Genomic DNA, 13772 nt, shown 5'->3' on the forward strand with positions numbered 1-13772 from the left:
TCGAGGGCATAAACCGAAAAGGGCAGCCTGGGCGATCCCGGGCTGCCCCTTTCCAATGTCCGGTCCGGACGGGTTCATCAGTGAACCGGCGCGCCCCAGCCGCCCCAGACGTAAACGACGACGAAGAGGAACAGCCATACCACGTCGACGAAGTGCCAGTACCACGCCGCCGCTTCGAAACCGAAGTGCTGCTGCGGAGTGAAGTGACCCTTGTAGGTGCGCACGAGGCAAACGATCAGGAAGATCGTACCGACGAGCACGTGGAACCCATGGAAGCCCGTCGCCATGTAGAACGCCGAGCCATAGGTGTTGGTGCCGAACGGGAACGGCGCGACCGAGTATTCGTAGGCCTGGATCGAGGTGAACAGCGCGCCGAGCAGGATCGTCAGCCACAGGCCCTTCTTGAGCCCGTCGCGATCGCCGTGGATCAGCGAATGGTGCGCCCAGGTGACAGTCGTGCCCGAACACAGCAGGATCAGCGTATTGAGCAGCGGCAGGTCGAACGCATCGAGCACTTCCATGCCCTTGGGCGGGAACTGCCCGCCGATGGATTCCGCAAGCTCGCTCGGGAACAGCGCGAAGTCGAAGAACGCCCAGAACCAGCCGAGGAAGAACATAACCTCCGAGGCGATGAACAGGATCATCCCGTAACGCAGGTGAAGCTGCACGACCGGGGTGTGATCGCCGGCCTGGGCCTCCTTCACGATATTCGAGAACCAGCTGAAGAACGTCGCGATGAGGCCGGCGATGCCGAGCCCCAGCACGATCGGCCAGCCGCCCATCGTGTCGCGGTGCATGAACAGCACCATGCCGGTGGTGAACGTGACCGCCGAGATCGAGCCGATCAGCGGCCAGATATCGGGCGGAAGGATGTGGTACTGGTGGTTCTTGGCGCCGGCCATGAGGATTGCTCTGTCCCTGTTGGAAGCGGATTTGGGGTTGCCCTTAGAGCGCCTCCGCCCCGCGGTCCAGTGGCCTCTTAGCCATCGGTGTCCGAACGGTGGAAAGTGTAGCTCAGGGTGATCTGCTCGACAGGGGCGGCATCGGGATCGCTGCGGATCGACGGATCGACGTAGTACAGTACCGGCATGCTGATCTCCTGCCCCGGCTGGAGAACCTGCTCGGTGAAGCAGAAGCACTGGATCTTGTTGAAATAGGGGCCCGTCTGCGCGGGCGAGACGTTGAAGCTGGCCTGTCCCTTGATCGGCTTGTCCGAGTTGTTCTTCGCGTAGAAGAACGCCATCCGCCGCTGGCCGAGCTGGACCGTCTCGGTCACCTGCTCGGGCCGGAAGGTCCATGGAAGGTCCGGGTCGAGGTTGGCGTCGAAGCGCACCGAAACGGTCGCTCCCGCCACCTGCTGGGCCCGTGCGGCGGCGAGCGAGGCTTCGTCCTCGGTCGCGACCTGGATCGTCCCTCCGAACCCGGTGACCTGGCAGAAGATCCGGTAAAGCGGCACCGCCGCGAACCCGAGGCCGAGCATGGCCAGCCCGAAGGCCGCGGCCATCAGGCCGACCTTCAGGTTGCTGCGCCGGACCTCGATCGTGCTCATCGTCAGCGGCCCATCTGCACGAAGGTCAGCGCGTAGAAAAGAAGTACGAAGAACACCAGCACCGCCGCCAGCACGACGTTGCGGCTCTTGCGCCGGCGCTTGAACTCGGCCTCATCCTCGGGTGTCATGCGAACAGCCCCTGCCCGTAAATCGCCCGGTCGGCAACCAGTGCCGCGAACAGTACGAAAAGATAGAGCACGCTGAAGCCGAACAGCCGCTTTTCGGGCTTCATCGGGTCCCCCGTCTCTGCGCGACGCAGCGCGACGGGCACCGACAGCGCGATGAAGGCGAGGCTCAGCAGCATCGCCGCCGCGCCATAGACCGCGCCGGTGCCGCCGATGAACCATGGCGCCGCCGCGATCGGGAGCAGAAGGACTGCATAGGCGATGATCTGGCGCCGAGTGCTCGCCTCGCCCTTCACCACCGGCATCATCGGTATTCCGACCTTGGCGTAATCGGTCTGCACGAACAGCGCGAGCGCCCAGAAGTGCGGCGGGGTCCAGAAGAAAATGATCGCGAACAGCAGCACCGGCATCAGCGTGATGTCGCCCGTCACCGCCACCCAGCCGATCATCGGTGGGAACGCGCCCGCTCCTCCGCCGATCACGATGTTCTGCGGGGTGCGCGGTTTCAGCCAGATGGTATAAACCACCGCGTAATAGACGATAGAGACCGCGAGAATTGCCGCGGCGAGCCAGTTTACCGCCAAGCCCATCAGGCCCACCGAAGCAGCGGACAGAACGATGCCGAAATCCCGGGCGTCGGTGCGCCGCATCCGCCCACCGGGGATCGGCCGGCTGGCGGTGCGCTTCATGCCGGCATCTATGTCGGCTTCCCACCATTGGTTGAGCGCGGCTGCGCCGCCCGCGCCCATCGCGATGCACAGCACCGCGACGAAGCCGACCAGCGGATGAATGTTGCCCGGTGCGGCCAGCAGTCCGCACAGGCCGGTGAAGATCACCAGGCTCATCACGCGCGGCTTGGTCAGCGACAGGAAGTCGCGCCAGTCGGTCGGCAGGTAAAGGGCAGGAGATTCGCTCATCGGGGGCGAGCGGGCATATAGGGATGCAGCGGCGTCGAGGGAAGCGCTGCTGCGTTTCCCCGTGCGGACGGTAGCACCGCGCTAGACTAATCGAACTTGTGGTCGATCTTTCGGATGTACCGCTGCACGCGCCGGGCGGACGTGCCGAAGGCACGCTGGGTCTCCCGGGAGAAATGCGGCTGATCGGCGTAGCCCGCTATCTGTGAAGCGTCTGCCAACGAGCCGGCGTCCTTTCGGGCCAGCGACTTCCACGCGGCACGTTGTCTGCGGACCCGCGCAAATGTCTTGGGAGCCAGTCCGGCAGCAGCAAGAAAACGAGTGCGGAACTGTCGATCGCTCAAACCCGTCTCGGCAATCAGCGCAGTTATAGAAATACGGCCATCGCTTCGGATCAGCCGGCCTGAAGCTGCTGCAACGACAGGATCGACCGGCCCGCCGTTGTGCGCCCGTTCGGCAATTGCCGCATCGAGATGGGCGGGATCACCGAATTCGACGAAGTCCGCCAGAGCTGCCGAGGCCCATCGCCCACTTGACGGACAAATGGAACCGATCGGGAGAACCTGGCCCGCGACTGCGACCGGATCGATGCCCAAAAGTGACATGGCCGAACCAGGCAGGAACCGCATCCCCGCGTACCGCAGCCCTGCCTGTACCGGAACGACGTGCGCTTCAGCGGCGGGCCCGCTCACCAGCACACCGGCGAGATGCCGGCCCTGGAAGGCGGCGCTGATTGATACCAGCCCGTCGGGGATTATCGCATGGTCGGACGAACCCTCGATGCCGACAGGCGTGAAGCGCCAATAGCTTTCGATGTGCTGCACGGCCTCGCCCAAGGGTTCAAATTCCTCGTACAGCACCGTCAGGGCCTTCCGATTTCCATTTCGTTCAAGATCGGAAAGAACAATGATGCCATAGGTTCGGGGACATTCCAGCAGCATGGAGGCGATACAGTGACCAACCACCGCCGCGCATTGCGAGTCCCGGCTTTGCAAGTATCCGTCATGGCCATCGCGCTCCTTTCTGCCGGGTCCGTCGGACAGGCCGAGGATGCCTCGCTCCCGAAGCCCCCCCACACGCGCGAAGTTGCATTTCTCGACGGCGTCTGGATAGGCCCTGCCGCGATCACGCTTCCCGACGGGCGAAAGATGGAATTCGAGCAAATGGAACGCGTCGGACCCATGATGGGAGGCGAAGTTCGCGTGATGGAAGGCAGGGGCCGCGATTCGACCGGAAAAACGGTTTTCAACGCGTTCTCGATCTTTTCGCAGAACGCGGAAGGTGAAATCGAGATGCGGACCTACACGATGGGGCACCAGAACAGCCGCAGGGTCGAACTTCGCGACGGGAGGAGCTTCGCGTGGGAAATTCCGGCCAGCACGCACACCGTCCGCTATACGGCCGAGGTGGCTGATGGCGTCTGGAAAGAAAAGGGCGAGCGAATCGGTGCAGACGGAAAGTCGGTGCCATTCTTCGAAATGACGCTGACGCGCGTGGCGGACACACGCTGGCCGGAGGACAACCCGCTGTTCGTCACGAAGTGATCGCACGCCAAAGTGGGCAGTCTAAGCCCGAATGACAGGATCCTTGGGCGAGTTCGAAAAGCTCGTGTTTATCCGCGACGAAAGAGGCTTCAGACCCGCGCCAACCAGTCCAAAAGCAGTTGGTTGACCTCTTCCGGCCTTTCCTGCTGGGTCCAGTGGCCGACGCCTTTCAGGATATGGCCTTCGACCCTCGGGGCGAAGTTGCGCATCATGGCGACGGGATCGGCCACGGCGCCGAACAGGAACGTCGCCGGGTCGCGGTCGCCGCCGACGAACAGGCTGGGCTGCTCGATCCGCATGCCTTTCCAGCCCTGCAGCCATTCGTAGTCGCGCTCGTGGTTGCGGTACCGGTTGAGCGGGCCGCGAAATCCGCTCTCCGCGAACTCGCGGCCGTAGAACGCGATGTCCTCTTCGGTAAGCCATGGCACTGGCTCCGGGTCGGGCAGCCGGTCGAGGAACTTTGCGCCGAGCGGCTTGTCGAAGTGGTTGCCGGCGGGCGCATCGCCGCAGATCGAATACATCATGCGGTGGACGAAGTCTTGCGGGTCGGCTTCCGCCTCGGCCTCCGCGACGCCCGGCTCCTGGAAGTATTCCTGGTAGAAGAACTTGCCTTTCGACGTGAAGTGCTCGCGGAAAACCTCGGTGAACGGCCGGCTTGGCACTCCGGCGAACGGCACCGAGAGACCCGCGACGGCAGCAATGCGCTCAGGATGGGTAAGCGCCGTGTTCCACACGATCGGCGCACCCCAGTCGTGGCCGACCAGGATGACCGGTGCGTCCGGCTGCAGCGCATCGGCGAGGCCCACCAGATCGCCCGCGATCTTCTCGAGCGTGTAGTCGCCCACTTCGGGCGGTTTGTCCGATCCGCCGTATCCACGCACATCGATCGCGCACGCGGTAAAGCCCGCGTCGGCAACCGGGCCGATCTGGTGACGCCACGAGTACCAGCTTTCGGGAAAGCCGTGGACGAAAATCACCAGCGGGCCGGTCCCCGCGAGCGCGCAGCGCAGCGTCACGTCGCCGGTGTCGATCAGGCGCATCTCGGGCATCGCACTATCTCCAACGGAAACGGCCGGCCCCACCGTATCGGGGGACCGGCCGCTTCGCTTGTCAATCCTGCAAGGGTCAGGCCGGAGCGGCGCCCTTGGGCAGGTGGTTGTGGTAATCGTGGTCGTCCTCGATCACCGGCAGCGTTTCGAACTGGTGATAGGGCGGCGGGCTCGACAGGCTCCACTCGAGCGTGGTGGCCCCTTCGCCCCAGTAGTTGGCGCCGACCTTCTTGCCCGCGGTGAACGCGTATACGAGGTTGGCGAAGAAGAAGATCATCGACCCGGCCATGATCACGTAACCCAGCGAACTGATCTCGTTGAAGTACGAAAACGCCTCGGCATAGTCGGGATAGCGGCGCGGCATGCCCTGCCAGCCGAGGAAGTGCTGCGGGAAGAAGATCACGTTCACGCCGATGAAGAAGCCCCAGAAGTGCAGGTGCGCGAGCAGTTCGGAGTGCATCCGGCCACTCATCTTAGGGAACCAGTAGTAGAAGCCCGCGAACAGGCTGAACACGGCGCCCATCGACAGCACGTAGTGGAAGTGCGCGACGACGAAGTAGGTGTCGTGCACGACGTCGTCCACGCCGCCATTGGCAAGATAGACGCCGGTCACGCCGCCCACGGTGAACAGGAAGATCATGCCCAGCGCCCAGACCATCGGCGACTTGAACTCGATCGATCCGCCCCACATCGTGGCGATCCAGCTGAAGATCTTCACGCCGGTCGGCACCGCGATGACCATCGTGGCGGCCGTGAAATACATCTTCGTGTTCACGTCGAGGCCCACGGTGTACATATGGTGCGCCCAGACGATGAAGCCGACGACGCCGATCGCGACCATCGCGTAGGCCATGCCGAGGTAGCCGAACACCGGCTTGCGGCTGAATGTGGCGACGATCTGGCTGATCATGCCGAAGCCCGGCAGGATCATGATGTAGACTTCCGGGTGCCCGAAGAACCAGAACAGGTGCTGATAGAGGATCGGGTCGCCGCCACCCTCGGCCGCGAAGAACGTGGTGCCGAAGTTGCGGTCGGTGATCAGCATGGTGATCGCGGCGGCCAGCACGGGCAGCGCCAGCAACAGCAGGAACGCGGTGACCAGGATCGACCACACGAACAGCGGCATCTTGTGCAGTGTCATGCCCGGCGCACGCATGTTGAAGATCGTCGTGATGAAGTTGATCGCACCCATGATCGACGCTGCGCCGGCAAGGTGCAGCGCGAAAATCGCGAAGTCAGTCGCCGGACCCGGCGCCCCGCTGGTCGACAGCGGCGCATAGACCGTCCAGCCGGTGCCCGATCCGTTGCCAGTCGCATCGCCCGGGACGAACAGCGAGATCACCAGCGAGGTGAAGCCCGCCACGGTCAGCCAGAACGAGATGTTGTTCATCCGCGGGAAGGCCATGTCGGGCGCGCCGATCATCAGCGGCACGAACCAGTTGCCGAAGCCGCCGATCATCGCGGGCATGACCATGAAGAACACCATGATCAGACCGTGGCCGGTGATCAGCACGTTCCACGCGTGGAGGTTGGCCTCGAAGCTGGCCTCGCCGCCCATCAGGGCGACCCAGCTGCCCAGCACCTGGATGCCCGGCTCGGCCAGCTCGGCGCGCATCACGCCCGACATCGCGCCGCCGACGATGCCGGCGATGATCGCGAAGATCAGGTACAGCGTGCCGATGTCCTTGTGGTTGGTCGACATGAACCAGCGGGCGAAGAAACCGGGCTTGTGATCCGCGTCGTGGTGCGCGTGATCGTCGTGGTGAGCCTGGAAGGTGTCGGCGGTGGTGGCCATTGCTGGGGTCTCTGTGCTTCGAATCGGATGATCAGGCGATGGGCTTGACGGCGGCGGGTGCGCTGGGCGGCGTACCGGCAGTGGCGTTCGCCGGAGCGCCGGCAGGCTGCTGGGCGCCGCTTTCGGGCTGCTGGAGCGGAGCGGCGGACGGTGCCGGGGCAGCCTCGGCCGAACCGACGGTTCCCCCCTGGGCCCGGACCCACGCCTCGAACTGCGGGCGCGGCAGCGCCTCGACGGCGATGGGCATGTAGCCGTGCTTGGCACCGCAGAGCTCGGAGCACTGGCCGTAATAGATGCCGGGCTCCTTGATGAGCATGCGCTTCTCGTTCAGCCGGCCGGGTACCGCGTCGAGCTTGAACCACAGGCTCGGCACCGCGAACGAGTGGATCACGTCGGCGGCAGTGGTCTGCACGCGGATCCATTCGCCCGCCGGAACGACCATGCGGTTGTCGACCGCAAGCTGCGCCGGCTCGCCGCGGGCAACAGCCTCGTCATCGGGGAGCATGTTCGAGATCACCTCGAAACCGCCGTTATCGGGATAGGTGTAGCCCCAGTACCACTGGTAGCCGGTCACCTTCACCGTCAGCGCATCCTTGGGCGCGCTCTTGTACTGAGCCGAAAGCAGGCTGATCGAGGGCAGAGCGATGCCGACGAGGATGAGTACCGGCAGGAGCGTCCAGACGACCTCGATCGTGGTGTTGTGGGTCGTGCGCGAGGGAACCGGATTGCGGCTGCGGCGGAAGCGGATCATCACGTACAGCATCAGGCCGAGCACGAAGGCGGAGATGACCGCCATCACCCAAATGAGCCAGTAATGCAGCGTGTAGGCCTGTTCGCCGGTCGGGGAGTACTGCTTCTGCACGTCCCAGCCGCCGGCATGAGGCTGGCCCTTGATCCACTCGGGGCCAAGCGGCTTGTAGGCCGATGCGCCCTCCGCGACGTCTTCGCTCGAGGCGTCGGCCTTGTCGTCCACCGCGCCGATGGCTGCAGCGCCGAGTTCGCTCGCGCCAGGCGCGGCCTCGGTCGCCGATGCGGGGTTGCTCGCCACCGAATCCGGCTCCTGCGCCAGCGCGGCCTGGGGGGCGAGCGCCAGGAAGAGCGCAGCCCACAGCGGGGCGAAAGTGCGGAGGAACGATTTGCCGAGGATCATCGGTGCGAAACTTCCCGTCTTGACCTAATTCTTACAGCCCGGTTTTCCGCCCTCATGGCAGGCCGGAGAAACCCCGCGGACGGGGGTTTGGGCGGGCCTATACGCGCGCTTGCCCCATGCCTCAAGCGCTTCTAGGGAGATTTTTGCCAGCCTTTCCCCACCCCCTGCACGAGCGCCGACCATCCGCGATGACCGAAGAAGAAGTCCTGCACGAATTCCGTAGCTGCGAAGCCCTGCTCGAGGGACACTTCAAGCTGTCGAGCGGGCGGCACAGCGCGCACTACCTGCAATGTGCGCGCGTCCTGATGAACCCCGATCGCGCCGGCAACCTGGCCATCGCCCTTGCCCAGAAGCTCCCGCGCGACCTCCGGCAGCAGGTTGACGTCGTCGTCAGCCCGGCGATGGGGGGGATTATCATCGGCCACGAGATGGGCCGTGCGCTGGGCAAGGATGCGCTGTTTCTCGAGCGGCCGGAGGGCACGTTCGAGCTGCGCCGTGGATTCCGTCTCGACGAGGGCGCCCGGGTGCTGATGGTCGAGGACGTGGTCACCACCGGTCTCTCCAGCCGCGAGGCCATCGAGGCGGTGAGGCGCGAAGGCGGCGAAGTTATCGCAGAAGCCGCGCTCGTAGACCGCAGCAACGGCACCGCCGATCTCGGTGTTCCCTTCTTCCCTCTGATCGACATCCGGTTCCCCAGCTACGCCGAGGACGAACTGCCGCCCGAACTCGCCGCCGTTCCGGTGACCAAGCCGGGGAGCCGCAGGTAACTTGGCCGGTAAAGTGCGTCCCCATCCGCTGAGACTGGGCGTCAACATCGACCACGTCGCGACGATCCGCAACGCGCGCGGCGGCGACCATCCCGATCCCGTGCGCGCGGCCGAAATCGTGGCGCGCTGCGGTGGCGACGGCATCACCGCGCATCTGCGCGAAGACCGGCGCCACATTCGCGACGACGACCTTGCCCGCATCCAGGCGGCGACCGACCTGCCATTGAACCTCGAGATGGCGGCGACCGAGGAAATGCTCGCGATCGCGCTGCGCCACAAGCCGCACGCTGTGTGCATCGTGCCCGAAAAGCGCCAGGAGCGCACGACCGAGGGCGGTCTTGACGCGGCTGGGCAGCACAATCACCTCTATCCGATCGTGTGGAAGCTCAAGGACGCCGGCATCCGGGTCAGCCTGTTCATCGAGGCGAGCGAGCGGCAACTCGACGCTGCCCTCAGGCTCAGCGTTCCGGTTGTCGAATTCCATACCGGCGAATACGCCCATGCCACCGGCGACCAGGTACCGATCGAGCTCAAGCGCATCGCCGATATGGCTGCTCTCGCCGCCAAGAACGGGATCGAGCCACATGCCGGTCACGGCCTGACCTACGACAACGTCCAGCCGATCGCCGCCATTCCACAGCTCGCCGAACTCAACATCGGTCACTACCTGGTCGGCGAAGCGGTGTTCGTGGGCCTCGAGCCGGCTGTGCTGCGGATGCGTGATCTGATGGACGCTGCACGGTGAGCCTGCAGCTATGATCATCGGCATGGGCAGCGACCTTACCAACATGGAGCGGATCGCCAGTTCGCTCGACCGGTGGGGCGAGAAGTTCGAGGCGCGCTGCTTCACCGATGTCGAGCGCGCCAAGGCGGCCAAGCGACCGTTCACGCGCGTGGGTACTTTCGCCAAGCGATGGGCGGCGAAGGAAGCCTATGCCAAGGCAGTCGGCACGGGCTTTCGCCGCGGGGTGTTTCACAAGGACATCGGGGTCGTTAACGCCCCGTCCGGCGCACCGACGCTCGCGCTCACCGGCGGCGCGGCAATCCGGCTTGCCGAACTTGTGCCGGGCGGCCATGAGGCGCGCATTCATCTCACCCTAACCGATGATCACCCATGGGCACAGGCCTTCGTCGTAATCGAGGCAGTCCCTTCGACGAGCATCCTGGCCCCATGACTTCCCTGAGCGATATCCAGCCGATGAGCAGCCCCGACAAGAAGCGCGAGAAGATCGACTGGCTGGCCGAACTGCGCGGGCTGGTGCTGATGCTTCTCGCGGTCCTCGCGTTCCACAGCCTCGTGGCCAAGCCCTTCTACATCCCGTCGACTTCGATGGTGCCCAACCTGATGGTCGGCGACCGGCTGGTCGTCTCGAAATACCCCTATGGCTGGAGCTGGGTTTCGGCGTCGTTCCACGTGCTGCCGCGGGGCGATACGCGGATCTGGCCCGCGACTCCGGAATACGGCGACGTAGTGATCGCCGTTCCCCCGAACCGCGACGAGGATTACATCAAGCGGGTCGTCGCGCTTCCCGGCGACCGCATCGCCGTGCAGAACGGCCAGATCATCCTCAACGGGAAGCCGGTCCCGCAAAGGGTCGAGCCCGACATACGCATTCCCGTCGATGCCCAGATGTGCGACCGCGTACCGTGCCTCGGCTACTTCGAGAACTACCGCGTCCGCTCCGCTGACGGCCGGGATTTTTACGAGGTCCCCGCCCGGCGCGAGACGCTTCCGAACGGCGCCAGCTACCGGATCGTCGACCACCGCGACCAGCCGCTCGACAACTACCCCGAGACGCTGGTGCCCGCGGGCCACGTATTTCTCATGGGCGACAACCGCGACCATTCGGCCGACAGCCGGGCCGAAACCTGGGAAAGCGGACTCGGTGGCCCCGTGCCCCTGGCGAACGTCGGCGGTCGAGCCGAATTCATCACCTTTTCCCTCGACGGGACGACCACCCTCAATCCGCTGACCTGGTGGAGCAGCTTGCGCGACGGCCGCGCCTGGTCGACCCTGCGGCCCGCCATCACGAAAGGCCCAGCAGCAGATGAATGACAAGGCCGCGCCGCCGCCGATCGACATGGACGACGCGGACGTGGGCACCAGCCCCACTCGCATCTCCAGCCCCGAGCTGCGCTACGAGGCGAAGCGCGCGGCGGTCTGGGCAGGCGTCATCGGTCTTGTCGTGCTGGCGATCTACCTTGCCCAGTCGCTCCTCGTGATCTTCGGCGCGCTGGTATTCGCGGCAATGATCGATGGCGGCGCGAGGCTCATCGCGCGGGTCCTTCCGATCGCGCGCGGCTTGCGGGTGGCCATCGTCCTGCTGCTGACGGCGGGATTCCTGTTCTGGCTCGTTCGCTTCGCCGGAAGCCAGATCGCCGATCAGGCCGCGGAATTTCCCGCGCTGGTCTCCGAACAGCTAGGCCGTGCGGCCGCCTGGCTGGGATCGAAGGGCGTGGCGATCGACCAGAGCGATATCCAGGGCTTTGCCGGCAGCCTGACCAGCGGCGTCGGCACGGTGACCCGCGCGATCGGCGGGGTCGTCGGGGGCCTGACGACCCTAGTCCTCATCGTGATCATCGGCATCTACCTCGCCATTGATCCGCGACCCTACGAACGCGGGCTGTCGTGGATGGTGGCGGAGGAACATCGCGACCAGGTTGCCGACACGCTCGGGCACATGGCGTTCACCATGCGGCGGCTCCTTGCAGGCCGGCTTGTGGGCATGTTTGCCGAAGGGTTCTTCACCTACATCGCGCTGAGTCTGGTGGGAGTTCCGATGGCAGCGCTGCTGGGCCTCATAACCGGGCTGCTCGCCTTCATTCCCAACATCGGGGCAATCATTTCGGGCATCCTGATGGTGCTGGTCGGCTTCTCTGGCGGGACAGAGATGGGTCTGTGGACGATCGCGATCTACTTCGCGGTGCAGAACTTCGACGGGTACATCCTCGTGCCGATGATCGCCAAGAAGACGGTCGATCTAGCGCCGGGTCTGGTGCTGGGATTCCAGCTGATAATGGGCGTCCTTTTCGGGGTGCTCGGCCTCACCTTCGCCGATCCCATGCTGGCCATGATCAAGACCGCGCTCGAGCGCCGTGCGCACTGGCTCGAACAGGAAGATGGCGACGCCGAAGCGGGCCGCGCCGAAACCGAGGGATCGCCAGCCTGATGGCACGCAAGTTCCTGTACTTCATCGCGTTCGTTATCTTCCTCGTGATCGCAGGGGCGATCGCGCTGAGCATCTGGTCCAAGGAAGCCACCGAATTTGCGTTCGTGCCCCGCGGCGATTTCGTCGAGCAGCCCGCGCTCGAAACCAACGCCTATGCCGACCCCGGGATGTGGTATTCGCGGCCCGGCATGGGTGCGGACGATCCCGCGCGCTACTGGCCCGCGCCCGCCGCCAGCGTTGCGTCGCCAGAATCGCCCGCGGCCGAACGATCGCTCACCGCACAGGCCCGGGCTTCGATCCCCAAATCGACAGCGTCCTCGGCGATTCAGCCCGCTGATGACCCGGCAGGCAGAGATTACGCCGTCTTTTTCGTTCACCCCACCAGCTACATCCGTCCGGCCATCGGAAACGATGCCCCGTGGAACGCACCTCTGGGCGACGAGGAGGCCGAGACCCGCGCCCGCCTGTTCCTGCGCGGGATGGCCAGCCCCTTTGCCGACGCCGACGAGATCTGGGCACCGAAATACCGGCAGGCGGTATTCGGCGCGTTCCTGACCGACAAGCCGCAGGCGCAAAAGGCACTTGACCTCGCATATCGCGACATCGTGCAGGCATTCGATTTCTTCGTCGCCACGGTCGACGATGACACCCCGATCGTGCTGGCAGGCCACAGCCAGGGCGCGCTGATGGTCCTGCGTCTGCTCCGCGAACGGATTGGCGGTACCCCGCTCGAAGAGCGGATTGCGATGGTCTACCCGATCGGTTGGCCGATTTCGGTCGCGCACGACCTGCCCGCGATCAGCTTTCCCGCCTGTGCCACGCCAGACCAGGCAAACTGCATCATGACCTGGTCGAGCTTTGCCGAACCCGCCGATCCCAGCCAGGTGTTCGAACGGTTCACTGCCACCACCGGGTTCGACGGACAGCCGCGTGGGAACGGCCCGATCGTTTGCGTCAACCCGGTCAGCGGCACGCTGAACGGCATGGCGGACGCTGCCGAGAACCGTGGCACCCTCAAGCCGACGAGCGATTTCTCGAGCGGCGAGCTCATCGCCGGGCTGGTCCCCGCGCGGTGCGACCCGGACACCGGGCTGCTCTTGATCGGCGACCCGCCCGACCTCGGCCCTGGCGTCCTTCCGGGCAACAACTACCACGTATACGACATCCCGCTGTTCTGGGCGAACCTGCAGGCCGATGTGGCGCGGCGGACGGCAGCGTGGAAGCCGGCAACCTGATCACTGCCAGCGCGCGGGATTTCGGCGCAGCGCTGCCCGACGGCGGCGTTCTGCTCGCGCTCGATCTGGGCACCAGGACCATCGGTACCGCGACATGCGATGCCGGCTGGCGGTTCGCCACGGCGGGCAAGACACTCGAGCGCGGAAAGTTCGGCCGCGACCGCGAAACGCTTGCGCGGCTGTGCGCCGAGCGGGCGGTGCGCGGCGTGGTCATCGGCCTGCCGCGCAACATGGACGGCAGCGAAGGGCCGCGCGCGCAGGCGAGTCGTGCCTATGCCCGCAACCTGTCGGCGGCGCTCGGCCTGCCGATCCTGCTGTGGGACGAGCGCTGGTCGACCGTCAGCGCCGAGCGGTCGCTGATCGAGCAGGACATGAGCCGGGCACGGCGCAAGGAGCGCATCGATTCGCACGCCGCCGCAGTGATCCTGCAGGCGGCGATCGACGCGCTGTCGGGCGCCTTGCTCTAGCGTCGGG

At 65.3% G+C, this 13772-nt stretch carries 16 protein-coding genes; 8 read left to right on the plus strand and 8 right to left on the minus strand.

Features of this window, described 5'->3' with window-relative positions; translation table 11 throughout:
• Positions 1 to 77: 77 nt before the first annotated feature.
• The 5 genes from ACPV3N_RS03990 to ACPV3N_RS04010 all read right to left on the minus strand — a co-directional run bounded on the left by ACPV3N_RS03990 (position 78) and on the right by ACPV3N_RS04010 (position 3529).
• Complete coding sequence (locus ACPV3N_RS03990) at positions 78 to 902, minus strand: cytochrome c oxidase subunit 3 (protein WP_440114964.1); 825 nt, start codon at positions 900 to 902, stop codon at positions 78 to 80.
• 77 nt (positions 903 to 979) lie between these two features.
• Entirely contained in the window at positions 980 to 1549 is a 570-nt protein-coding gene (locus tag ACPV3N_RS03995) for a cytochrome c oxidase assembly protein (RefSeq protein ID WP_440114966.1), read from the minus strand.
• Between the two features lie 2 nt (positions 1550 to 1551).
• Positions 1552 to 1677, minus strand: coding sequence for a cytochrome c oxidase system small membrane protein (locus tag ACPV3N_RS04000; RefSeq protein WP_440114968.1), 126 nt, complete (start codon positions 1675 to 1677; stop codon positions 1552 to 1554).
• A complete protein-coding gene (locus ACPV3N_RS04005; RefSeq protein WP_440114970.1) occupies positions 1674 to 2591 on the minus strand; it encodes a heme o synthase in 918 nt (305 codons plus the stop codon). The genes ACPV3N_RS04000 and ACPV3N_RS04005 overlap by 4 nt, the downstream gene beginning before the upstream one ends.
• Before the next feature lie 86 nt (positions 2592 to 2677).
• Entirely contained in the window at positions 2678 to 3529 is an 852-nt protein-coding gene (locus ACPV3N_RS04010) for a helix-turn-helix transcriptional regulator (protein ID WP_440114972.1), read from the minus strand.
• 63 nt (positions 3530 to 3592) lie between these two features.
• Here ACPV3N_RS04010 and ACPV3N_RS04015 point away from each other — a divergent pair, with 63 nt between their 5' ends.
• Entirely contained in the window at positions 3593 to 4132 is a 540-nt protein-coding gene (locus ACPV3N_RS04015) for a hypothetical protein (RefSeq protein WP_440114974.1), read from the plus strand.
• A gap of 89 nt (positions 4133 to 4221) precedes the next feature.
• Here the strand turns inward: ACPV3N_RS04015 and ACPV3N_RS04020 are convergent, their stop codons facing one another.
• The 3 genes from ACPV3N_RS04020 to coxB form a co-directional block, all read right to left on the minus strand.
• Positions 4222 to 5181 (minus strand): alpha/beta fold hydrolase, encoded by a 960-nt coding sequence (locus tag ACPV3N_RS04020; RefSeq protein WP_440114975.1) that lies wholly within the window; start codon positions 5179 to 5181, stop codon positions 4222 to 4224.
• 76 nt (positions 5182 to 5257) lie between these two features.
• A complete protein-coding gene (gene ctaD / locus ACPV3N_RS04025; protein ID WP_440114977.1) occupies positions 5258 to 6976 on the minus strand; it encodes a cytochrome c oxidase subunit I in 1719 nt (572 codons plus the stop codon).
• A gap of 31 nt (positions 6977 to 7007) precedes the next feature.
• On the minus strand, positions 7008 to 8126 hold the full coding sequence (gene coxB / locus ACPV3N_RS04030) for a cytochrome c oxidase subunit II (protein WP_440114979.1): 1119 nt from the start codon (positions 8124 to 8126) through the stop codon (positions 7008 to 7010).
• Positions 8127 to 8314: 188 nt separating this feature from the next.
• Between coxB and pyrE the strand changes: the two genes are divergently transcribed.
• From pyrE to ruvX, 7 genes are read left to right on the plus strand one after another with little or no spacing between them, the layout of a single operon-like run.
• Positions 8315 to 8893 (plus strand): orotate phosphoribosyltransferase, encoded by a 579-nt coding sequence (gene pyrE / locus ACPV3N_RS04035; protein WP_440114981.1) that lies wholly within the window; start codon positions 8315 to 8317, stop codon positions 8891 to 8893.
• A 13-nt stretch (positions 8894 to 8906) separates the two neighbouring features.
• On the plus strand, positions 8907 to 9638 hold the full coding sequence (locus tag ACPV3N_RS04040; protein ID WP_440114983.1) for a pyridoxine 5'-phosphate synthase: 732 nt from the start codon (positions 8907 to 8909) through the stop codon (positions 9636 to 9638).
• Positions 9639 to 9648: 10 nt separating this feature from the next.
• A complete protein-coding gene (gene acpS / locus ACPV3N_RS04045; RefSeq protein WP_440114985.1) occupies positions 9649 to 10068 on the plus strand; it encodes a holo-ACP synthase in 420 nt (139 codons plus the stop codon).
• Positions 10065 to 10949: a signal peptidase I gene (gene lepB, locus ACPV3N_RS04050; RefSeq protein ID WP_440114987.1), complete on the plus strand. Its 885-nt coding sequence runs from the start codon at positions 10065 to 10067 to the stop codon at positions 10947 to 10949. The genes acpS and lepB overlap by 4 nt, the downstream gene beginning before the upstream one ends.
• Positions 10942 to 12063 (plus strand): AI-2E family transporter, encoded by a 1122-nt coding sequence (locus ACPV3N_RS04055; protein ID WP_440114989.1) that lies wholly within the window; start codon positions 10942 to 10944, stop codon positions 12061 to 12063. The genes lepB and ACPV3N_RS04055 overlap by 8 nt, the downstream gene beginning before the upstream one ends.
• Positions 12063 to 13298: a DUF3089 domain-containing protein gene (locus tag ACPV3N_RS04060; protein ID WP_440114991.1), complete on the plus strand. Its 1236-nt coding sequence runs from the start codon at positions 12063 to 12065 to the stop codon at positions 13296 to 13298. Before ACPV3N_RS04055 ends, ACPV3N_RS04060 begins: the two co-directional genes overlap by 1 nt.
• Positions 13280 to 13765 (plus strand): Holliday junction resolvase RuvX, encoded by a 486-nt coding sequence (gene ruvX / locus ACPV3N_RS04065; protein ID WP_440114993.1) that lies wholly within the window; start codon positions 13280 to 13282, stop codon positions 13763 to 13765. The genes ACPV3N_RS04060 and ruvX overlap by 19 nt, the downstream gene beginning before the upstream one ends.
• Positions 13766 to 13772 lie beyond the last annotated feature (7 nt).

It is taken from the genome of Tsuneonella sediminis (assembly GCF_051912845.1).
GTDB lineage: Bacteria > Pseudomonadota > Alphaproteobacteria > Sphingomonadales > Sphingomonadaceae > Tsuneonella > Tsuneonella sediminis.